This window comes from Vibrio coralliilyticus, assembly GCF_024449095.1.
Lineage (GTDB): Bacteria > Pseudomonadota > Gammaproteobacteria > Enterobacterales > Vibrionaceae > Vibrio > Vibrio coralliilyticus_A.
Genome location: NZ_CP024628.1, coordinates 170474 through 191849 on the forward strand (window position 1 = coordinate 170474; position 21376 = coordinate 191849).

19 protein-coding genes and 1 pseudogene are annotated in these 21376 nt (G+C 44.1%); 3 read left to right on the plus strand and 17 right to left on the minus strand.

Annotated features, from left to right (window positions below; genetic code table 11):
* Positions 1 to 239: 239 nt before the first annotated feature.
* Entirely contained in the window at positions 240 to 3737 is a 3498-nt protein-coding gene (locus tag CTT30_RS16380) for an ATP-binding protein (RefSeq protein WP_252037141.1), read from the plus strand.
* 123 nt (positions 3738 to 3860) lie between these two features.
* Here CTT30_RS16380 and CTT30_RS16385 read toward each other — a convergent pair whose 3' ends face one another.
* The 15 genes and pseudogenes from CTT30_RS16385 to nfsA all read right to left on the minus strand — a co-directional run bounded on the left by CTT30_RS16385 (position 3861) and on the right by nfsA (position 16656).
* Positions 3861 to 4295, minus strand: a complete 435-nt coding sequence (locus tag CTT30_RS16385; protein WP_252037142.1) for a GNAT family N-acetyltransferase — start codon at positions 4293 to 4295, stop codon at positions 3861 to 3863.
* Between the two features lie 91 nt (positions 4296 to 4386).
* The gene (locus tag CTT30_RS16390; RefSeq protein ID WP_252037143.1) at positions 4387 to 5151 is read right to left on the minus strand and encodes a carbon-nitrogen hydrolase family protein; all 765 of its coding nucleotides are present in this window, start codon (positions 5149 to 5151) and stop codon (positions 4387 to 4389) included.
* A gap of 38 nt (positions 5152 to 5189) precedes the next feature.
* Positions 5190 to 5342: pseudogene (locus tag CTT30_RS23390) on the minus strand (GDCCVxC domain-containing (seleno)protein); the annotation flags it as partial.
* 107 nt (positions 5343 to 5449) lie between these two features.
* Positions 5450 to 5854: a fosfomycin resistance glutathione transferase gene (fos, locus tag CTT30_RS16395; protein ID WP_252037144.1), complete on the minus strand. Its 405-nt coding sequence runs from the start codon at positions 5852 to 5854 to the stop codon at positions 5450 to 5452.
* Between the two features lie 24 nt (positions 5855 to 5878).
* Positions 5879 to 6586: a class I SAM-dependent DNA methyltransferase gene (locus CTT30_RS16400; RefSeq protein WP_252037145.1), complete on the minus strand. Its 708-nt coding sequence runs from the start codon at positions 6584 to 6586 to the stop codon at positions 5879 to 5881.
* Positions 6587 to 6676: 90 nt separating this feature from the next.
* Positions 6677 to 7024, minus strand: coding sequence for a DUF4144 family protein (locus CTT30_RS16405; protein ID WP_252037146.1), 348 nt, complete (start codon positions 7022 to 7024; stop codon positions 6677 to 6679).
* A gap of 167 nt (positions 7025 to 7191) precedes the next feature.
* Complete coding sequence (locus tag CTT30_RS16410; protein WP_252037147.1) at positions 7192 to 7563, minus strand: zf-TFIIB domain-containing protein; 372 nt, start codon at positions 7561 to 7563, stop codon at positions 7192 to 7194.
* 239 nt (positions 7564 to 7802) lie between these two features.
* Complete coding sequence (locus tag CTT30_RS16415; RefSeq protein WP_252037148.1) at positions 7803 to 8093, minus strand: hypothetical protein; 291 nt, start codon at positions 8091 to 8093, stop codon at positions 7803 to 7805.
* Complete coding sequence (locus CTT30_RS16420) at positions 8086 to 9048, minus strand: alpha/beta hydrolase (protein ID WP_252037149.1); 963 nt, start codon at positions 9046 to 9048, stop codon at positions 8086 to 8088. The genes CTT30_RS16415 and CTT30_RS16420 overlap by 8 nt, the downstream gene beginning before the upstream one ends.
* Positions 9049 to 9175: 127 nt before the next feature.
* Positions 9176 to 10123 (minus strand): hypothetical protein, encoded by a 948-nt coding sequence (locus CTT30_RS16425; protein ID WP_252037150.1) that lies wholly within the window; start codon positions 10121 to 10123, stop codon positions 9176 to 9178.
* A gap of 250 nt (positions 10124 to 10373) precedes the next feature.
* A complete protein-coding gene (locus tag CTT30_RS16430; RefSeq protein ID WP_239835901.1) occupies positions 10374 to 11597 on the minus strand; it encodes a quaternary amine ABC transporter ATP-binding protein in 1224 nt (407 codons plus the stop codon).
* Complete coding sequence (locus CTT30_RS16435; RefSeq protein WP_239836382.1) at positions 11590 to 12489, minus strand: ABC transporter permease; 900 nt, start codon at positions 12487 to 12489, stop codon at positions 11590 to 11592. The genes CTT30_RS16430 and CTT30_RS16435 overlap by 8 nt, the downstream gene beginning before the upstream one ends.
* A 73-nt stretch (positions 12490 to 12562) precedes the next feature.
* Positions 12563 to 13561 carry an ABC transporter substrate-binding protein gene (locus CTT30_RS16440; RefSeq protein WP_239835902.1) on the minus strand — a complete coding sequence of 333 codons (999 nt, stop codon included), beginning with the start codon at positions 13559 to 13561 and terminating at the stop codon, positions 12563 to 12565.
* 163 nt (positions 13562 to 13724) lie between these two features.
* Positions 13725 to 15506, minus strand: a complete 1782-nt coding sequence (locus tag CTT30_RS16445) for an SgrR family transcriptional regulator (protein ID WP_252037151.1) — start codon at positions 15504 to 15506, stop codon at positions 13725 to 13727.
* Between the two features lie 427 nt (positions 15507 to 15933).
* Complete coding sequence (gene nfsA / locus CTT30_RS16450; protein WP_239863587.1) at positions 15934 to 16656, minus strand: oxygen-insensitive NADPH nitroreductase; 723 nt, start codon at positions 16654 to 16656, stop codon at positions 15934 to 15936.
* A gap of 157 nt (positions 16657 to 16813) precedes the next feature.
* On the opposite strand from nfsA, the gene CTT30_RS16455 reads away from it, so the two are divergent.
* Positions 16814 to 17455, plus strand: a complete 642-nt coding sequence (locus tag CTT30_RS16455) for a MarC family protein (protein WP_239835905.1) — start codon at positions 16814 to 16816, stop codon at positions 17453 to 17455.
* A gap of 180 nt (positions 17456 to 17635) precedes the next feature.
* Here CTT30_RS16455 and CTT30_RS16460 read toward each other — a convergent pair whose 3' ends face one another.
* A complete protein-coding gene (locus CTT30_RS16460; protein WP_239863589.1) occupies positions 17636 to 18157 on the minus strand; it encodes an NADPH-dependent FMN reductase in 522 nt (173 codons plus the stop codon).
* A 115-nt stretch (positions 18158 to 18272) separates the two neighbouring features.
* Here CTT30_RS16460 and CTT30_RS16465 point away from each other — a divergent pair, with 115 nt between their 5' ends.
* Positions 18273 to 19166 carry a LysR family transcriptional regulator gene (locus CTT30_RS16465; RefSeq protein WP_252037152.1) on the plus strand — a complete coding sequence of 298 codons (894 nt, stop codon included), beginning with the start codon at positions 18273 to 18275 and terminating at the stop codon, positions 19164 to 19166.
* Between the two features lie 40 nt (positions 19167 to 19206).
* Here the strand turns inward: CTT30_RS16465 and CTT30_RS16470 are convergent, their stop codons facing one another.
* Positions 19207 to 21258 carry a hypothetical protein gene (locus tag CTT30_RS16470; RefSeq protein ID WP_252037153.1) on the minus strand — a complete coding sequence of 684 codons (2052 nt, stop codon included), beginning with the start codon at positions 21256 to 21258 and terminating at the stop codon, positions 19207 to 19209.
* Between the last annotated feature and the right edge of the window lie 118 nt (positions 21259 to 21376).

Below are 21376 nucleotides of genomic sequence, written 5' to 3' on the forward strand. Positions count from 1 at the left end.
CGAGTGATACATGTTGCAATTCTTTATGGTTGAGCGTCCTGAATTATCTTGGCTGGGAGAGGGAACAAAACATCATGTTATAGGGATGAGTCAAGCCAGTTTCACCGTGTTTATGCGATCCTAAGTTGAGCCATCTGTTTAACAAAATGCTAGGTGAAAGTATAAGGACAGCCTAAAGGTGTGAAAGTCCCCTTATTCTAGCGTTTTAAATGCTGGACTTGGCCTCTAAAGATACGCATATGGTCTACTATTATCAGTACGTTACTAATGTAGTCGATGGGGATGGTATGGCAATAAAACGAAGGCTAGCTAAATGGTTTTTTTTCCTAGTATTTGCCTTACTGGGTGCGTTGGCGATCTACTACTTTGTGACCAAAAATACAGAAAAAAGTCTCTCTCAAGTAAAAGACGCTTTGCAAGTGGAGGCGATGACCAAGGCTGACTACTTTCGTGAGCATATAGAAAGAAACATCGCCGCTGCTAAATTTCTTCACTCGACACCACCTATTTCAGGGATCACGAGAGCGCTCAGTAATGATGGTTTAGATGTAGCTGATGGCACCACATTGGAACAATGGAAAGCGCGTCTGAGTATTATTTTTAAAGGGATGATAGAGAACAACCCAGATGTCATGCAGTTGAGTGTGATAGTGGCAGATGAGTCAGGACAAGAGTTTATTCGAGTTGATCGCATTCAGGGGAAAGTACTTATCTTGCCTGACAATCAATTACAGAGTAAGAGTAAAGAATCCTACTACGGTGCGCTCAAAACGCTTAATTTCAACGAAATCTACATCACCCCGATTAACTTGAATCGTGAACATGGTCGAGTAGCGTTTCCTTTTCAACCAACTTATCGGATTTTTATGCCGATTTTTTATGAATCTGGGAAGCGCTTTGGTGCGCTGAAAATTAATATCGATGCGAGTTCTTTATTAACCTATCTGACCCAGGCACATGTTTTGGCGGACGATAACTGGCTGGTAGATAGTGATGGGTACTTCATTACTGCCAAGAACGAAAAAAAACAATTTACACGCCAGTTGGAGCCATCCGCAAATATCCATCTGCTATACGATATTCGAGAGGTCGAAAATGGATATTTTGAAATTACGTCGAAAGCTGGAAGCGGAAGTTGGCTAGCAACCAAGGAAGAGGTTTATCTTGGTAACAATATTTCAAAGCAGCTTACCCTCTATAGTGTGATTAATCAGCTAACGGTACAAAACATCGTTCAAGAGGAGCTCACCGAGTTATGGTTAGTGGTGGGGTTTGTTCTTGTGTTTGCTCTTGTTGCTCTTGCATTGTTCTACCGTTCATACCAGTCAAGCCTACAACTCAATCAAATGAACTCTCGATCGAAAACGGTTATTGAAAACGCTTCTGATGCGATTATCTGCCTTGATGCTTCTGGAGCCATTACCACTTGGAACCGATCTGCTGAAAAGCTATTTGGCCAAGCTGAGCACTATGTGATTAATAAACCTCTATCGAGTATTGTTACATTATCTGAGCATGATTTATCCGAAGTATTAGAGCGGGCTAAAAATACACAAGCGATACAGCTCATAGAAGACCAAATCACGACGGATGATACAGTATTTATTGAGGTAAGTGTTGCCCCTATTGTTTCTGATGGCCAGCGAAGAAGTAACTCCTTGGTAGTGAATATTCGTAACATCACTGGCGCTGTAAAAGCGCAAGAAGCATTAGAAAATTATAACTCTGAGCTAGAAGAAAAAGTTTCCCAGCGGACAGAAGAGTTGCAGGCGTATAGTTTTCAGCTAGAAGACGCCCATGAAAAGGCGCTAGAAGCCAGTCAGGCTAAAAGTAAATTTATTGCCACTATTAGTCACGAAATGCGTACTCCTCTCAATGGGATGATGGGGATGTTGAGTTTAATTAAGACCGGTGGCCTGAGCGCGGTGCAAAGTAACTACCTCACTATGGCTGAAAATAGTGTCAACACGCTTGCTGTATTGATTAACGATATTCTCGATTTATCGAAAATTGAATCCGGGAAGTTGGAAATTAATCACATCCTTTTTTCACCAAGAGATGTGCTAGAAACTCTAGTGCAAACTTGTGCGGTCAAAGCCCGAGAAAAGGGGCTCGAGGTGATTTTAGATACAGTAGATATCGACTACAAAAAGGTGTTTGGTGACCCAAATAGAATAAAGCAAATTGCGAGTAACCTGATCAATAACGCGATCAAGTTCACCAATGAGGGAGAAGTCAAGGTTCTGGTCTCAGTGACTCAACAAGAGCCCAGTGTGGTGAGGTTGGTTGTGGATGTTTACGATACGGGAATAGGGATTGCGAAAGAGAATCAGCATCGTCTTTTCCAACCATTCTCTCAAGAAAAGTCTGAAGTTTCAGAGCAATATGGTGGCACTGGGCTGGGGTTATCGATATGTCGACAGTTGTGCAAACTGATGAATGGCGAGATTGAGTTTGAATCTGAAAAAGATAAAGGCAGCCATTTTAAGTTCTTCGTTGATTTTGATGAGAGCCAGTGCGAGCAGGAAGAAAAAGCGTTGATTTTGTCGGGACAAGCAGTGGCAATCGCACTCAATAATGAATCTCTATTAGAATCGGTTACTCGCACGGTTCATTCATTAGGGGGAGAGGTCTTGCACATAACAGACACTGCCTCAGAGAGCCTGAAACAGTCTGATAGGGTAATTTTTGATGATGCTCACCCGTTGCGACAAGAGATAATCTCAATGGTTAAAGCCAGAGCTAAAACAGATAGCCCGCTACATGCGATTGAACTGTGCGCACACTTAAACCAAGCTTCGGGGCATTACCCTAATTCTTTTAGGATATCGAAGCCAAGTACTTATTTGGACTTTTTGGTTGCCTTTAGAGGGGAGCAAACAAAAGATGTCAACGTTGAGATCATAGAAAATGAAGCCTCCTCTATTGATATCGATCTGTCCGGTACCCGAGTGTTGGTTGTCGACGATAACGAGATAAATAGGGAAGTGGCTCGCGGTTATCTGGAGCGAGTCGGTGCGTTAGTCTTTTTTGCTCATGATGGCGAGCAGTGTCTTGAAGTTGTTAAGAAGTCGTTTATGAAAGGGGTACCTTTCGATTGCATCTTATTGGACTGTCAGATGCCAGTGATGAATGGATACGACTGCTCCCGTCAATTAAGGTACAACAGCCAGACATATGGCAGTGGCAAGCTGCCAATTATCGCCATGACGGCGAACGCTTTCTCTGGTGAGCGAGAGAAATGTATTTCCTATGGAATGAACGATTTTATTTCCAAACCCGTTGATGCAGAGCTTCTCATCAAGAAAGTTGAGCAGTGGGTGGGGTTGCCTGATGAGGTGCTTTCCATGAATCAAGCAGAGGGTTTTTCCGAAGAGATGGTAGAAGGTGGTGAGCCTGAATGGGATAAAGATAATGCTCTTGTAAGAATGCGTGGGGACCATGAGCTTTTGCACACTATTGTTGAGATTTTTAGAGAAACGGCATCAGAGCATATTGAAGCATTAGGTCAATCTATTAAGGAAGGTAATTCACAAGAGATATTTGAATGGAGTCACAAGTTAAAAGCCGTTTGTGGCGATATAGGAGCTGATAAGCTAAGAGAACTCTTTAGCAAAATTGAAAGTGAAGCCCGTAAAACAGAAGGCATGAATATAAATTATATCTCTGAAATCTATAAAAAAGTACTGTATTCAGATATCCGTTTACGCAGGGAAATTGATGCCTACCTTGCGTAGTATGCGGGCTAGAATCGCTTGATTTAATGCCTGTATTATTAATGGTCATATACGATATAAGGTGGTACGCGACGCAAACCCAACCACCTTTAATTGTATAGCATTTCTGTTCTTTGCGTTGATTCAGACGTTGGAATTACGAGAAGAATTATACGAATACATCCTGATGTTATCTCTAGGGAACCAGCCCAGTTTCTCATAGAATTTTTGTGCATTGAGGTTGTCGTCGTGGACAAACAGATGAGTTTTAGCAATGCCGATATTGGCTAGCGCGTTAATGGATTGGCTTATCAACTGATAGCCAATTCTCTGACCGCGAAACTGAGGTAAGACAGCTAGGTGTTGCATATAGCCCCGCCTACCATCGGTGCCAACCAAAACAGCGCCGATAATGTGACCTTCACTGATCGCTACGAAGCTTAAATTGGGGTTTCTGTCGAGGTAGAGTGCGATGTGCTCACGAGAATCGGCATCTCTTACGGACATGCCTTCAGTCTGAAGCCACAACCGGATTACGGCGTCGTAATCTTCGATTGTCATTGGGCGGATGGTCACCAATTTAGCCTCCTTGCTAAGCAGATGATGTTGGACGTAAAAATGTTTTAAGTCAATAACTATCAATAAGTTACCGCTTTGTCAAAATTGGCGCCTAATAGCCGCTTTCCTGAAGAGAATGAAACTGCGCTGAAAGGTGGTTTTTACTCATTGTACAAATAAGTAAGCCTTGCTGAGCATTGTCGGATGTACCTGCTAATTCCCCTTGAGCATTCCAAGCACTGTTCTTGCCGCAAGTATCCCATCCACCTGTTTTCGATATGTGATTGCAAAGGAGGACTGGGAACGCATGGTTACGAGCAATGCCAGACAAAATATTAGCATCAGGGGTGAAACCAGTTGGTGAGATCAGGGCACTAACAAGATAAAGGTCTGCTTTGTTGTCGGCTGCGCCTTGGGCGTGCTCAGGTTCAGTAAAATCAGCACATACGGCGAGCGCAATGCACTTATTATTAATGTTGAGCACGTAATTGGTTTTTCCTGCAGCGCAATAAGTGCCTTCACCGTCATGCAGGTACTGTTTGGAGTAGAACTCGATCTCTCCGTTTGGAAAGCAAATAACCGCGGCAATATGTGGTTTTGAGTCTGGCACTGCAAGCGGACAGCCCGCAATGATCGTAATATTATGTGCAGTAGCTGCGGACGAAAGTGCATTAATCGCAGGAGTTGATAGGTCAAAGGCAAGCTCGTCGGCTAGATCCAGCTCGTACCCTGTTAAAGACAGTTCGGGAAACACAACGAGATTTGCACCAAGCTGAGAAGATTGCTCCACATGCATAAGGTGAGTGCGCAAATTGGCTTTAATGTCTCCTCGCTTGGCTGGAGCCTGAGCCAAACCAATGATAAGTGTTTGTTCCATCTTAAGTGACGCCTTTTCTTTAGTAGCTTGCCGCTAGGCTATTGGCAACATTTGCCTGAAATCTGAATAGGTGGACAGGGAACCGTGCCATAAGAGCAAAATACACAGCAGTCTCCTGCCAGTGGCTTAAGTAGTTCGCCACAGCTTTTACATTCATAGAAGTAAACGCAGGTGTTATCTGGCATAGATTCTAGGCTTGAAAAACCTCACTTAGGGCAAGTCAGTTTGGATTCTGTTACTACCTCCATGGTTGCACCTCCACCGTTTGCACTATTTAAGCATAGGTGCGAATATCAGACTAGGGCTTCAACCACTTTAAACCATGGTAAGGTTTTGATTTTAAGCTTTTTAAGCGGCTTGCCAAACTTCCACAGTGAACCTCCAGTTTGTGCCCATCGGGGTCGAGAATATAGACAGAGGAACCTTCACTTTGGTTACTTTTCCATTGTTCAACGTTGTGTTCCTTCAGGTGCTCGCATAAGGTAGCGAAGTCTTCCTCAGCGATATTAAATGCGATGTGACTGTAATCGGTTTTAGGGCAAGGTGAGTCTAGAGATAAGCACAACCACAATTCTCCTATCGAGAGGTAAGCGCCTTTCTCCCATATGACCTCTCCTTCAAAGCCAAGAACGCGAGTATAGAAGTCCAACGAACGTTCTACGTTACTTACCGCGAGAGTGATGTGGTTGAGTCCGGTTATCATCGTTACCCCACAGGTTTTATTTGATTAGTCTGCGCTTGGCTTTTCACAACGGAAGAAAATGAAATTAGGGTTGTTCTTCAAACGCTGATAGGTAGCTTCACAAGCGGATTTCACTTTTTCATCCAGATTACCTTCGGTGATACGAGATATCTTTAGCCCAGACGCACTAATTGCCTCACTGACTTCCATTAGAGAGCGTCGATAGAAGCCTACTTTTACCGGCGTACCGACCGTGTTCCACTCTTCTTCGATGTATTCGCGTTCAAAGTAATTGCCCGAGGTTGAACATTCAAAATCTGCAAAAGGGTGGTGGGTTGAAAATACGATGTAACCACCGGGTTTAAGAACTCGATACACATCTGAGAAGACTGGTGTGAGATCTTCGATATAGTGCAACACTAGAGGGCAGACGATGACGTCGGCGCTACTGTCTGACTCATGAGGCAGGCCTTTCGCAATATCCTGTACGTAAGCGCTGACTTGATCGCCCAGTTTGGCTTGTACAAGATCGATCATATCGCTAGACGCATCAACACAAGTCAGGTGCTTCACCGATTGGCTGATAAACCACTCAGCATACACGCCGGAACCGCAGCCCATGTCAACAACATCAGCACCTGAAAGGTCATCGAGAAGCGCCATGGTTGAAGGGCGCTCGAGCAAGGCGTTGTAAATGTTGTCCTTGACGACAGCATCGTACTGTTTAGCGTGTTTGGTGTACATTTCAGACATGATCGAGACCTTTTGTGTGAGCAGCGAATCCGCTATAGGAGAGAAGCGTATTGTAAGCGCGAATGTCCGGCGTGAACAAATGTTGATCTTTTATTGATCGCGTAATGAATCGATCGCGGCGTGAATGGAATCAAATTGAATCTTTATAATACAAACTTGAGCTTTGCTAAATGCATGTACCTGAATTAGTTCGGTTATTTCGGTCAAGTCGTATTTTTTTGGCGTCATGTTTAACCCGATTGTTTCAGAGTCTGACGCTAGTTGGAAACACCTTCCAGCAGAATCGATGACCAAATCGTTGGTGTCGAGTATCAGTGATTCTAGCTCTCGAAAAAGCATATCTTGTGAAGCGAGGTAAACGAGTTCGTTATCACCTTCGAGCTTAAGAAAAGCGGGCCATTGGATTTCATTGTTTTCGTGGTTGATGGTATCTATCAAAATGAATTCCTTTGATTGACTGGTCTAGACAAATTAAAAACAAGAGGGCAAGTAAACTATTGCTGGTGTTAGCTTAACGTGGCCTAATTATCGCGTTATACCTTAAAAGTAAAAAGCGCACCACTGCTTGGGTGGGGCGCTTTTTATCTGTTGATTGAGCGAGAGTGTTAGACGCGCTCAGATATCACAAACTTTTTGAAGAAATCCGATAGGTCAATGGTCGCAAGATCCTTGAATTCACCGGCATCATAGAAACGACCTTTACAAGTAGGGCAACTTTCAAACCAAATATGTGGCTGTTTTGGGTCGACGAGTCTCAACATTTGGTTGTTTGGGCAAATTGGGCATTGAATACGATCGATTGCGTTGTACGCTTTGCCAATTTCCTCATCACCATTGTCGATGACATCTGCAAGTGGCTTCATCGCTTCGATTTCATGGGCATCTAACCAAAGCCCTTTACAATCAATACATCTTTCCACATCACCTAGCGGTGTCTGAAGTTGCTCAAAGTTAGAGTCACATTTTGGGCATTTCATGTTTTTACCTTGTATCCAATCTGAATATCGTTTTGCTGATTATTGTTGTCTTTGATTACCCGCGAAGTCGCTATGTGCGATGGAAATACACTCTAGGCATAATTCTCGGGAATCTCAGTGTTTATTGTATAATTCACCATTATATCAAACAGTAAGAATGCAAACGAGTATGTGTGCATCAAAATGAGTAATTGGACAATTGAGGGTTTGAAGCTCAGAGATTCAATCTTGCACTGGAACTACTCAAGATTATCTAGCGCTTGGTAACGATCAAAGTCCACTTTGTGGTAGGTGCCTTCATCGATCTTAATGGTGTGAAACTCTGCCTCACCTTCAGAGTTGATGAAATTGACTTCAAGCCACACCTGATCGTATTCGTCGAATAACCAGACGCGCCACAGCAAGTTAGAATCGATGACACGTTGGTAAATTTCATAGGTGTCGTACAGATGGTGATTCACATCCCCAGAAGCGCTCTTTAGATCGTTCGGTAGCTTAGTGACTTGAACGAGGTAATCCAATTCAATCATGTCGCTGACCTCTTTTTAATGTACTTGGAGTCGAGCTAGCCAGCTCGGCGGCAATATGACTAATACAACGTACTGCTGATTGACTGACAGCAGAAAGCTGATAAAAGCCATGTATGACGCCTAAATATCGCTCACAATACGCTTCTACACCATGTTTCAACAGCAGGCGGTAAAGCTGCTCACCTTCGTCTCTTAATGGATCAAATTCTGCTGTGATAATAGAAGTTGGAGGTAAACCTCGAAAGTCACCACATAGCAGCGGGTTGAGTTCAGGGTTTGCATCAATGTGCTCTGGACTTTTATCACCAAGATACATATCAAAGCCAGATAGCAGCATTTTGTCGGTAATGATGTAGTCGGTTGCATTGGCTTTGTAGCTGGCCGATGAACCATGTGGATCAAGCATTGGGTAAATAAGAATCTGGCGCTCAGGGAGCCAGTTTTGTCTTTGCTTAAGGCGCATTGTTGTCACTAATGCGAGATGGCCGCCAGCACTATCTCCTACCAAGGAGATACGTTCAGTATCACCACCATATTTCGAGCCCATTTCTCGGATTGCGACAACGGCATTGTAGGCATCATCGTGAGCGGCAGGATAAGTGTGCTCTGGCGCCAATCGGTATTGAACGCAGATCACCACATTGTTGGATTCGGCCGCGAGTTGACGCAACTGCTGTTCATGGGTGTCAAAGCCTCCACTGATAAAGCAACCTCCGTGAAAGTAAATCGTTATCGGCAAGTGAGAAGCGTCGCTGGGTCTGAAAATTTTGAGCGTAAGCCCGTTAACGATATCGATATACGCCTGCGCCATCTCAGGGCCTTTGCCTGCCAGCTCAACTGTTGATTGATAACCGACACGCCTTGCTTCAACAGGTTGCTCTGAAGGACAAGGTTTTCCAGCGTCAATGAATCCTTCAACCAGTTCTCGGATACCTGACTCCAAGTGTTCAATCATTATTATTCCTTACTGCTAGATTGCATAGTCATGATTCTAATTTTATAAATTTAATATGTATATACATACAGTTCGGCTTTTGGGAGAGAAAAGCCTTAGGTGAGTAAAGGCAAAGTAATCTCAGCTCTCAAGAGGTTTCAAACAGATCGCCCTGAGCCGCCTCCAAACTTCGTCGATGATGATAGGCGCTACCCTGCGGAGTTTCATGAGAATCAACGCCATGACCATGTTCCAGAACCGTCTCCACGGAAAAGCTGGTGATCACGATTTCACCAATGTGGTCTAGCTTAGAGCGAATATTCATGACGCAGCGGATAGAAGAGCCATGTTGGAAGCTGATTTGTTTGCTCAGAACATCTTGTTTGAAGCTGATATCTTTCATCGTAAAGCTGATGTTTTGCCCTTGCCAGATGCCTTTCCATTGATAGTTGCCTTGCCTTAATACTGGCGAAACTATTTCTATCACTGCATCATCTATGGTTTGCATCGGTAGGCGGTGAGTAGGTAAAACATATTGCTTAAAGGCGGATCGGCTGATGTGAGATTCGGGCAAAGCTTCCTCTCCGGATTCAGTGAGACTGTTGACGCCTAATTGGATCACTTTCGGATAATTGTCTAAGTGCTTAAACAGGTTCGAGCGACGAGTAATCACCTTGTAGTTTTCGTTAACAACTTCTGCAACTTTAGAAATGGTTTCAGGTGTGACATTGTCAGACTTTACTTCAGCTTTGAGCTTTTCGATTCTCAACTTGCGCTCTTCAATGCTTAAACGTAGCTCTTCTTTCTGGAGGCGTTCAAGCTCAGAGTCTGATTTTGGGAGAAGAGGGAGGGCCAGTGAGGCAATACCGACGATCACTGAAAGCATGCCAGCATTGGCATTAGCTACCTTCCAGATATCGCGCAAACCGCCTTCCTGATGAGCTTCACTTTCTATCAGAATATTCTCTTCTAGTGCGTTAGCAATTTCCAACAGTATGGCAATGATCTCACACTCACACTGATTACGTACCATTGCATCCATGGAATGCGAATGATCATCAAAATAATAATGCACCTGAAATTTGCTTGCTAACACCTGTTTATCCATACAGTAATTTTGTGTTTCCCAATACAAGATACGGACTAAATTTTCGATTTCAAATGCAACAGCGTGATTATGTTCAAAGTTTGGGATAAAGATAGAAAGTTGATCATACCGAGGCGGAATTTGTATGAATGATGAGAATTCTGATTTTACGTTTTGTGGTTACTTCAAAATAAAACTCCACACGATAATGTGTGGAGTTTAGATTTGAGCTAGATGTCTAAAGCGGCTTTATGCAGATTTAGGACACCTTATCCAACTTTGGGGACGGGGTGTCTTCCTCCGTTTGATCGGAGAAGATCTCTGCTACTGCGCTTCTTTCCAGCTCCCCTTGTAAATTGCCTTCTTCATCGACCACAGGGAGTGAGTAATCACAAGAGATACTTTCCATCAGGACTTCTTCAATGGCAGCATCTGGAGAAATGGCTGGTACTTCTTCGTAGATCTCTTCATTGAACTCTTTGCTTGATGTGTCCTTTGCCGCATCTAGTAAGCTCTCTTTGGTGACGATACCCTGATAGCCTTCTTCGGTCACATGATAGGCGTAGTCTTGCTTGATGCCTTTCATTTGTTTGATAGCTTCTTGAATGCTAGTCGCAGTAATGCGATATGCTGGAGGCTGCATTACCGTTTCTACGGTCAGAGCTCGTGCACGGTTGACATCTTTCACGAAGGCCTCAACGTATTCATCTGCTGGGTGGAGCAGGATTTCGTCAGGTGTTCCTTGTTGAACCAATAAGCCATCCTTCAGAATGGCAATGCGATCCCCGAGACGAAGAGCTTCATCAAGATCGTGAGTGATGAACACAATGGTTTTATGCAACTTCTCCTGTAACTCAATGAGTTGGTCTTGCATTTCACTGCGAATCAAAGGGTCGAGCGCTGAAAAGGCCTCATCCATCAATAAGATTTCGGCGTCAGTGCACAGTGCTCGTGCAAGACCCACCCGTTGCTGTTGGCCACCGGATAATTGCGCAGGGTATTGGTTCTCGTATCCTTTCAAACCAACCGTTTCTAACCATTGCTCGGCTTTGGTCCGCCTCTGGGTTTTCTCTACGCCTTGAACTTCAAGGCCGTAAGATACGTTTTCCACGACAGTTCTGTGTGGTAACAAACCGAAGCGTTGAAACACCATCGACATCTTATGGCGACGAAACTCTTCCAATTGCTTCTGATTGAGTTGCATAACGTCTGTGCCTTCAACCAGAATCTGTCCTTCAGTTGGGTCGATGAGGCGATTAAAGTGACGGATTAATGTCGACTTACCTGAACCTGAGAGACCCATAATGACGAAGATTTCACCTTTGTTGATTTTAAGGTTGATATCCTTGAGGCCGACGGTATGCCCAGTATCTGCAAGTACTTCCTCTTTGCTGTCGCCGGCTTTTACCCGTTCCATAACCGACTCAGGTTTGCGTCCGAAAACTTTATACAAGCCACTAATTTCAATAAGAGGTTTAGTCATGTTTCATGTCTCCTAGGTGAGCTTGAGTACGTTTTGCGTAGGCTTGCGATGCTCGGTCAAACAGAATCGCTAAGGCCACGATAGCAAAGCCATTGAGCAGGCCTAGGGTAAAGTATTGGTTGGTAATAGATTTAAGTACAGGTTGTCCTAGACCTTTTACCCCGATCATCGATGCGATAACGACCATCGATAGAGACATCATAATGGTTTGGTTGATCCCTGCCATAATGGTTGGCATGGCAAGTGGAAGTTGAACGCCCCATAGTCTTTGCTTGGCGCTGGCTCCAAAGGCCGTGGCTGCTTCGAGTACTTCTTTATCGACCAACCGGATGCCAAGGTTAGTGAGACGAATAACGGGAGGAATAGCGTAAATTACGACGGCGATCAGCCCCGGAATTTTACCAATACCCAACAGCATGACCACGGGGATTAGATAGACGAATGCTGGCATGGTTTGCATGATATCCAGCAGGGGAGTCACCGCTGACTGAATACGATCGGAACGTGCCATTGCGATACCAATAGGGATTCCGAGGGCGATGGAAAGCAGTGTACAGACGGTGATAATACTCAGCGTACGCATGGTGTCTTCCCACATACCGAAGTAACCGATGAGTATCAGCGACACGAAACAGCCGAGTGTTAGTTTCCAGGAGCGGCTGGCGAGGAATACAAGACCGGTACAAATAGCAAGAATAATGACCCAAGGTGTTGAAAGAAGCAGTTTCTCAAACCAGATGAGAAAAGAGAGGAGCGGGTCAAAGAGAGATTCAATGAATTCTCCGTATTCTCGAGAGAATTCTCGATAAGCACCATCGAGTGTTTTTCTAATCGCTCTTAAATCAGAACGTTCCATTTCAGGAAAGCTGTTCAGCCAGTTTTCTGTAGACATCATTTAATTCCTTTTAAAACCAAAGCCAGACAAGGCTGGCTTTGGAGTACTTCATATCAGTGATAACGTCTTGTTAAAGCGCGCTTTTTACTTTGTTAGCGACGTCTTGAGAAACCCATTTAGTCCAGATTTGCGGGTAATCTTCCAAGAAGTAATACATGGTTTCTTCACCATCCGCTTGGTTGTCTTCCATCCACGCTAGTAACTGGTTCATGTCAGCATTAGTGAAGCCTCGTTTGGTAAAGTATTGATAAGCGTCTGGTGCACGATTAGCGAAGGCTTCGGTTGTAATCGTGTGTACTGGTGATGGTGGGTACATTGTGGCTTTAGGTGCATCGCAGTCGGCGTTGGTGGTACAAGAGATAAACTCTTTTTCATCGACACCACTACCAAAATCAACTTTAACCATGTCATATTTACCGAGAACAGCTGTTGGTGCCCAGTAGTAACCAAACCATGGTTCTTTTCGCTCATAAGCTTTTGCTATGGCGCCTGATAGGCCCGCACTTGAACCGGGGTCAACAATGACGAAGCCAGAGTTATCGAGTTTCAGTGCTTTAAATAGGTTGCCAGCGCTAATTTGACAGTTCCAACCGGCAGGACAGCTATAGAATGCTGATTTATCAGGATCTTCAGGATGCTCAAATAAGTTCGCGTGCTTTTTAACACCTTCAATGGTTTTCATTTCAGGGTACTGTTTCACCAAATAAGACGGAATCCAAAACCCTTCTTCACCGCCATCAACCAGTGAGCGCCCTGCATAGCGCAGCCGCTTCTCTTCAACACCTTTATCTAGAGCATCTTTAAGGCTGTTACTCCATAGCTCAGGTGCGACATCTGGTTGACCTTTTTCGATCATAGATGTGCCCGTTGGCATCGTATCGCCTGGAATAAGCTCGGCTTCACAATCGTAACCGTGTTCAAGAATAAAGCGGTCAATGTTGGCAATTAGGCTGGCAGAGTTCCAGTTCATATCAGCGATGGTGACCTTGCCACATTCATTGGCAGAAGCATGAGAGATAAAAGCGGCGTTGGTGGCAATGAGGGCTAACACTGCAGTTGCGTATTTCATTTCAAATTCCTTTCTGAAGTATACAAGCACAGAGTAGTAAAAAATTAATTAGTGTTCAAATGATTAATTTGTGAATGTCAAGAAGTGAGATGTTGGTTTAATGGCTAATTTTCAGGTTTTGTAGATAAAATGAAGGTTTTAAATAAAACCCTCTATTAGAGTACTAAATATAAGTGTGCGAATCACTTACTGAGTCATCCGTTGACCATACATTACGGATATCCGGCCAGCCCCAATTGGTGAGCTCGACATCCTTAAGAACACCATGAAAGCGCAAGGTTTGGCGGTGATGGAAAAGTGGTGTTAACCAGTATTGATTGATCAATGCGGAAGCTATGGGCTCCAAAGCATCAAGATATTGATTTAGAGGCGTTTTTGAACGAAGTGTATTGAGCGATTGAGTGAGCCATTGTTTTGAGTCTTGGCCAATACAGCTTTGTAGAACCGGATTATGGTACAGGCTGCTAAAAGCGGAAGCGTGTCGATTGTCATCTAAGTTGATATTCGTAATGATCATAGACTGGTTGAGTTGTTGATTTTGAGCCAGTTCATTGAGCTGTCGGTAGGAGTAGGTTTGAACTTGAACATCGACTCCTAGCTCAGCGAGAATCGCTTTGACGGCAAAAGCACAGTTTCTTAGCACTGTATAGTCGTAAACAGCAATGTCGAGTTGTTTTGGCAATTCAACACTGGGTGCCTCGGGTCGAATAACTGGATGCCACATCGGTAACATATTGTGTGCTATTTCACAGCCAAATAATGTCTGATTTGATTTGAGCTGTTCAAACACACGCACAGAACTCAAGTGTGAAGATAGATAGCGTCGCTGAGCATCATTCAGTGTGGTGGAGGCTATTTGATTGAACAGTATGAACATACAGCCGTCTTCGATACGTGACTGCTGAGTATCATTGCGGACCTTAATGTCGACAGCATGAGAAAGGTAATAATGACACTCGCGGCTTTCCTGTGCACCTGGCTGATTAGTCTGAATCTGTTTGTTCGTTAATTCACTTTCATCTAGCTTCCAGATAGTCACTTGATCCGTGAGTGCTCGACACCCGTAAAATCGCTCGAATGCTTCCAAACAAAGGCGGGTCCGTGAATGTTCACTTACTTGAAAAGGCCCGGAACCAATCACAGCATAGCTGTGGGCATTATTGACTTGGCTGGTGGGTTGAATCGAATATTTGACACCTGAGATCAGGCCCCCAAACCCTTGATCAGGCTGTGAAAGCTGGAAGATCACCTTGTTCGCCATTGGAGACGTCACGCTGACTAAATGGGCTAGTTCACTTTGATAATTGGCCAGTGTTGAAAGTTTAGCAAACAGGCTAACAATACTGTCTGCATCTATGGCTGCCCCGTTATGGAAAGTGAGTGAAGGTCGAAGATAAAACGTCCATTGGTAATGTGTTTCATCATAGTGCCAATGATGAGCAAGCTGAGGTTCAAGGTTACCTTCGGCATCACTGCTGACCAAGCAACAGTAGATTTGGCGTAATAAGTATCGCTCGCTGGAACGCTGTAGTTGATGGGGAACGAGTCGTTCAAAAGAGCGTTTGTAGGTTAATTGGATATGGAGCAGGCCTTCTCTAAGTGAGGCCCCTGATGTGCTCTGTAACAGACGCCCAAATGCAGTTTCATCGTTATCGAGAATACCCAAGGCCTTTTCATACTTTCCTTCCAATATGCGCTTCGCCGCCAGCTGTGATTTCAGCTCATTCAGTGGATGATTGAGTAATAAACTGGAGCGTTGGTTTCGGCCCACCTTTGGAGCCCACTCCAACCACTCAAGCTGTTGCATCTGGTTGATTAAATTTCTTGCATGACGAGGGCTAGTGAACAGGAGTTCAGCCACTTGAGGTAGGGCTATTTTGATTTCTTCACCCACTCCTAATGGCTCGAGTCGGGAGTAGTAGCGCAACAAGGTTAAATCTGACACAAGGGCTCCAGATAGTAAAAATAAGCACAATACAAAATAATCATTTCCCTATTTTAATAATAAAAGTGAATTTTCGTTTCATTTAAGGCTGTGAATGACTTTATAGGGAAGTGATTAAATAAAAGTTCTCGGTTTTTCTGTTCCTATTATAGAGAAATAATAAGCAGGTCAACACAGGATTAAGAGAGAAAAGATGAATTACAGCAAACAGAAGCCACTAGTCTGTTATTACTATGAGAGATTGGAAAAAGCGGACTCTTGGCTGGAACGTTCCGCTATTTTGGCTTTAATACATCTTTGCCATTGGTAAGTGGCTAAAGACAGCAGCACAGCCAAGCAACATGCTCCAAAAACCCCCACGAACATGATTGGCCGTGCTGCTCTTTTTATACCTTACGTAAGCGATTACCTCTTGTGATGGATATATTTACTTTATCGCTAACCCCTTACCATTGAGGTAAGGCTTGATGTGTGGACGGCATTCTCCGGCCAGCTTCCCCGTCACTTGTTCAGACCATGTGCTCTGTTTCTGGTTGCTGCTTCGAGCGGCATAGTAAGTTTGCATCGTCGTATCGTAGTCTTCAATATCTTGCAGGTTGAGAGGCTGGTATTCATTCTCATGTACGATTACGTGCGCAGGTAGGCGGGGTTTGATTTCAGGATCCTGATCGGGATGACCTAAGCATAATCCAAATAAAACAGCGCTATTGGCCGGCAAGTTAAGCACGTCATCCACTTCTTGAGCGCAGCTTCTTAGTCCACCGATGTAAACACCCCCTAAGCCCAGAGATTCTGCAGCAAGCAAGCAATTTTGAGCCATAATGCCGCAATCTACTGCACCAATCAGTGTGAGTTCAGTAAATTCAGGCTTTACCTTCGGGTTTATCTCAAAATGCCTCTGATAGTCAATACAGAATACAAGGAACTCAGCAGCGCTTGCTACGTATGGTTGATCTCCTGCTAAATGCGCTAAAGCTTGACGCTTTTCGTTATCCGTCACACGGATAATAGACACGACTTGCAACATGCTGGAAGACGAAGCAGCAAGGCCAGATTGAATAATGATATTGAGCTGAGATGAGTCAATGGCCTGATCGGTAAATTTACGGATAGAACGGTGAGACAAAATGGTGTCTATCGTTGGTGTCATGGCTGAGTCCTTTGTTCTTTATATAAGTTGCATGTGCAACATATCTAGTATCTTATTGAAAGTCGAGTAGAGATCATGGAGTTGTTACTTTTCTGTTTCACAGCTATTGTTCACATCTGGATGAAGTTTTGAAAATGAATAGAAATAAGAAGGGGTTATGAAAGAGTTAGTGCTACATACAGTGACTGTATTTATGGGTTTTTTCGCTATCATGAACCCGATTGCTAATATTCCAATTTTCCTTGGGCTGACCAGTGATGAGGATCGCCAGACAGTAAAGTCGATAGCCTTACGCTCAGTCTTAATCGCTTTCGGGATAGTTTTTGTCTTTGTGATCTCCGGAAAATTAATTTTCGATTTGTTTGGTATTACCTTGTACGCATTGCGTATCACTGGTGGTATCTTGGTTTTCCTTATTGGTTTCAATATGCTGCAAGGAAACTCAACTCATTACAAAACGAAGGAAAAAGCCTATTCGCCAGAGCAGCAGCAAGCGGCTTTGAGTGTGGCTGTGTCTCCTTTAGCGACCCCGATACTGGCTGGGCCAGGAACGATTGCTACGGCGATGAACTTCGCGACAGCTGGTGGCTTTGATCAGACCATTATTACCATTGTAGCCTTTGGTGTATTGTGTGCCATTACTTATGTATTGTTCTTGTTTGGTAATAAACTGGTAAAAGCGGTGGGTCCGAGTGCATTGAATGTAGTCACCAAAATGATGGGTTTGATCTTGGCAGTGATTGGTACTCAAACGTTAATAGAAGGTCTAGTCGAAGCCTACAAAACCGTTTTGGCTTAAGTTGTTTGAGTTATAAAACTAAGGCCACCCAGTAAGGGTGGCTTCTTTCATTAAGCTCTTTTTCATTGAGCTCTTACTATATTCCCATTTAAGAGTTAACGCAGCAGCCATCGGGATATAACTCTTTTATGTTTGGTAGGTTGGCTGCATGATAAGCTGAGCCTTGCTGCAGCTGAATCATTATAAGGCTTGGACGATAGCTAATAACTGTTGGTTGAACGCTTGGTTAGTTACTACGCCTTCCTCAATGTCGAAATTGTCGTAAAAGTTTGGTAGTGACAGTGCACCTTTTACATCAGCAGCGAAGTAGGGAGCCGAACCTTGAGCTGTGTTCAGAACACTGCTTGCACCGCCAGCACCTGGAGAGGTTGCTAAGAGAATGACAGGCTTGTTTTGGAATACTTTCATATTGATACGTGAAGTCCAATCAAACAGGTTTTTATACGCTGCGGTGTAAGACCCGTTGTGCTCAGCAAAGGAAATAACCACGATATCAGCCTCTCCAATGGCTTTAAAAAATAGTTGTGCCTGTTGTGGGGAGCCGAGTTCTTTTTCTCTGTCCTCACTAAAAATAGGCATTTCATAGTCGTTGATGTCTATAAGTGAAATGTCTGCGCCTTCTATCTGTTTCGCCGCGTAGAATGCCAATTTTTGGTTAATAGAATGTTTGCTGCTGCTTGCGCCAAAGGCTAATACTTTCATCTTCATGTCCTCACTTACTCTTGGTGTTGAGTTAACTATAGTTTGATTCCTTTAATTGATTAATAGGGTAAATGTGTAATTATTATTTCCATATGACTTGTAATTAAGGTGTAAAATGAAAACGAATCTGCTGGATGGAATGGTGATCTTTGTTTACGTTGTGGACACAGGAAGTTTCACTCAGGCTGCTCAGAACACTGGCCATTCGACTTCTTACATCAGTAAAGAAATCTCTAAGTTAGAAGAGCGTCTTGGGGTTAGGTTGATGCATCGCACCACCCGTACCCTGAGCCTAACTCCTGAAGGCGAGCTGTATTATGAAAGCTGTAAGCAGTTGGTCGAAAGCGCAGAAGATATAGAAAACGCATTAGGTGGCAAACAAAGTGAGCCCCAAGGGCATTTAAGAATCAGTTGCCCAGTTAGTTTGGGGGTGGTGGAATTGAGCCCGATGTTAGTCAAATTTATGGCTCAATACCCGAAAGTGACTTTTGAAGTAAACTTAAGCGATCGCAGAGTTGATCTTGTCGCTGAAGGGATTGATGTTGCGGTGCGTGCCGTACACAGAGCCGAGGATTCAAGTTTAATCAGTCGACGGATAAAAACCACAGGTTCTGTGACGGTAGCAGCGCCAAGTTACCTTCGAGCCCATGGAACACCAAAGTCTCCTATAGAGTTGTCCCAACACAAAGCTATTACTTATAGCTACCAAAAGAATCCTAATTTATGGGAGTACATTGACGCTGATGGAGAAGCCATCAAAGTCGAAGTCAATAGCGTTTTTTCTGCAAATAGCCCTGATATGGAAATGAGCATGTGCCTCGAAGGTGTTGGTATCACTCGCTTACCAGAAGAACATGCTCGGGATGCAGTTGCGACAGGCCGATTGGTTGAGCTGTTCAGCGATCTTCCCAAAAATAAAATCGACCTTTGCCTTGTCTATCCGAGCCGTAAGCATATGTCGGCGAAGGTTAGGACCTTTATTGATTTTATGGCAGAGCATTTCACTTAAATCTAGACAAATGAATGTAGGGAGGCCAAGCCTCCCTTGGTCATAGAGCTTTGTAAAGTTGAACTCTGTCGCCGCGGTTAGTTCCGCTTATATAGACTCCTGTGATCTGGCTGGCTTGTGTGGCCGTTGAAGGGCTCCAGTCCAGCGTAACACCATGAAATGCCTGAGCAGCACTGGCTGGTGTTCCGGTTTGAGTGAGCACATATCCTAAGCTGGTTGAGTTCCAGTGAGAGGTGGACGTTTTTTCCCATTCCTCAAGCAGCTCTTTGGTCACCAACTGCGAAGCAACCTTTAACTTCGGGCCTGAGATATTGGCGAATTGGAAGTAATCTACCCCACTCCGATTAACAGTGATGGCTTTGTCATTTTGGACAAACAGATTGGTTGTCTGACTCGCATCGAAACTGATTTGTTTGGTCACTTCTCGCTTAATATTGTCTAGCAGGTAGACGCTGGTGGCAGTAATGACTACAGTGAATTTACCGTTGGGAGACGAGTCCATCAGCTTGGCTTGGCCATCAAGGTTTATTGAGTCGAGTTGCTGAGTATTTGGGCTTTTATCTGTCCAAATAACTTTGTTCTCTGAGGCTAGCGCCATCACTATTTGTCCGCCTGCAGCGAAGCTAGCATTTAAAACATCGGTAACATTCAGCGCTAGCCTTTCCGTGAGAGTCTTAGTGTCAACAAGTTTAGGGGGAGACTGGCGGTTATCAGAAATAATCAGAATTTCATTATCATCTTTAGAGAAGATAATGGTTTTTTCGTCAGAGCGTAATGTGTAGGTGATGGGCTCCATATTGAGTGTAGTAGCGTCTAAGCGGCGCAACTGGTCTCCATCTGCATTCAGGCCATCGTCTAGTTTCGCTATGATAATTCCCTGCTGATAAAGAGCATGCATCCATTCAAAGTTGTCGTTGTAGCAAGAAGAAGCGGACAGTGGAATGGTGGGAGGTGTACTTGGTAGAGTCACGGGAAGATCGCTACCAGAAGCGCCTCCATAAGCATCAATTTTCAATTTTCTTGATGCAGTTTTGCTAGCGACGTTGGTATTAGGGTTGCCGGTCTTATCCTGAAGGCTAGTTAGGAAAATACCGTTACCACCAGTGGTGTTGCAGACAAAACTTTGGTTCCGAATTCCATTGGGCTCGTACAATTTATAGGATTGAATACTGTTAAGGGCTGGAATCACTTCTTTCAATGTGTTGGAGGTGTCTTGCTGATATCCAGGAAGTCTGTTGGCATTGCCGCCATAATGGTCATGGTCGTGGTCGTGGTCGTGGTCGTGGTCGTGGTCGTGATCGTCATAAGCAGTAATGCTGTGAGAACGAAAGGCACTTGATGCGCCGATAGCAACCGATTGTTTTGTGGCCGTATCCAGCTCTCGGACATTATCGCGTGCATCAACGTAGATTATTCTGCTATTGGCAGGGTTAAGGGCGATCGATTTCATAGCGGCCAAGCCAGCATCGCTTTGTGATCCATGAATTAACAGTGAACCATCAAAACTGACGTGACGTGATGTTTGAGTTGCCAGATTTATTGAGGAAAGATCAAGCGTCTTGTGTTCAATCATTGCATCAAGAGCTTGGGCAATATTCACCATTGGCGAACTGCTTGAGCCCTGGGTCTGAGCTTGTTTCAGCGATGCCATCAGAAGATTTGTCGCTTGCTGAGGGCCATGGCTGACGTCCACCGATGTGAAGTCAACATCGACGTATTGGCCCAGTACGGTTTGTAAGTAAGCCTTTGATTTTTCAATATTACCACCGGTCACTGGATTGTATAGCATCTCACTGTGGAGCAAGGTTGTGAACGGAGAGATGATACTCAATTCTGCTGGAGAGGTTAGTATGGCGCCATTGGCATTGAGCATTCTTGAATAACCGCTTGTCAGCGCGACATGTTTTTCATAGTCACTACAACTGCCATCTAGGTCGGTATCTGCGCATGAGGCGATGTTTTGATAGCTGTAAGTGCTGGCAATAGCAGTGGATGATGAACTGCCTGACTCTCCGCCACCACCGCATGCGGTTAGAGCTATAGCACTAGATACAGCAAGGGCTACGCTGCATATTGTTGTATTTTTAAGCATGTTTGACCAATAGTTTTGTTAATTAAAAATAATACCTAGCATTTATCCCTGTTATTTAATCACTATGTGAAATAAAAGATCAAATGATATTGATAATAAATATCATTTAAATTACTAT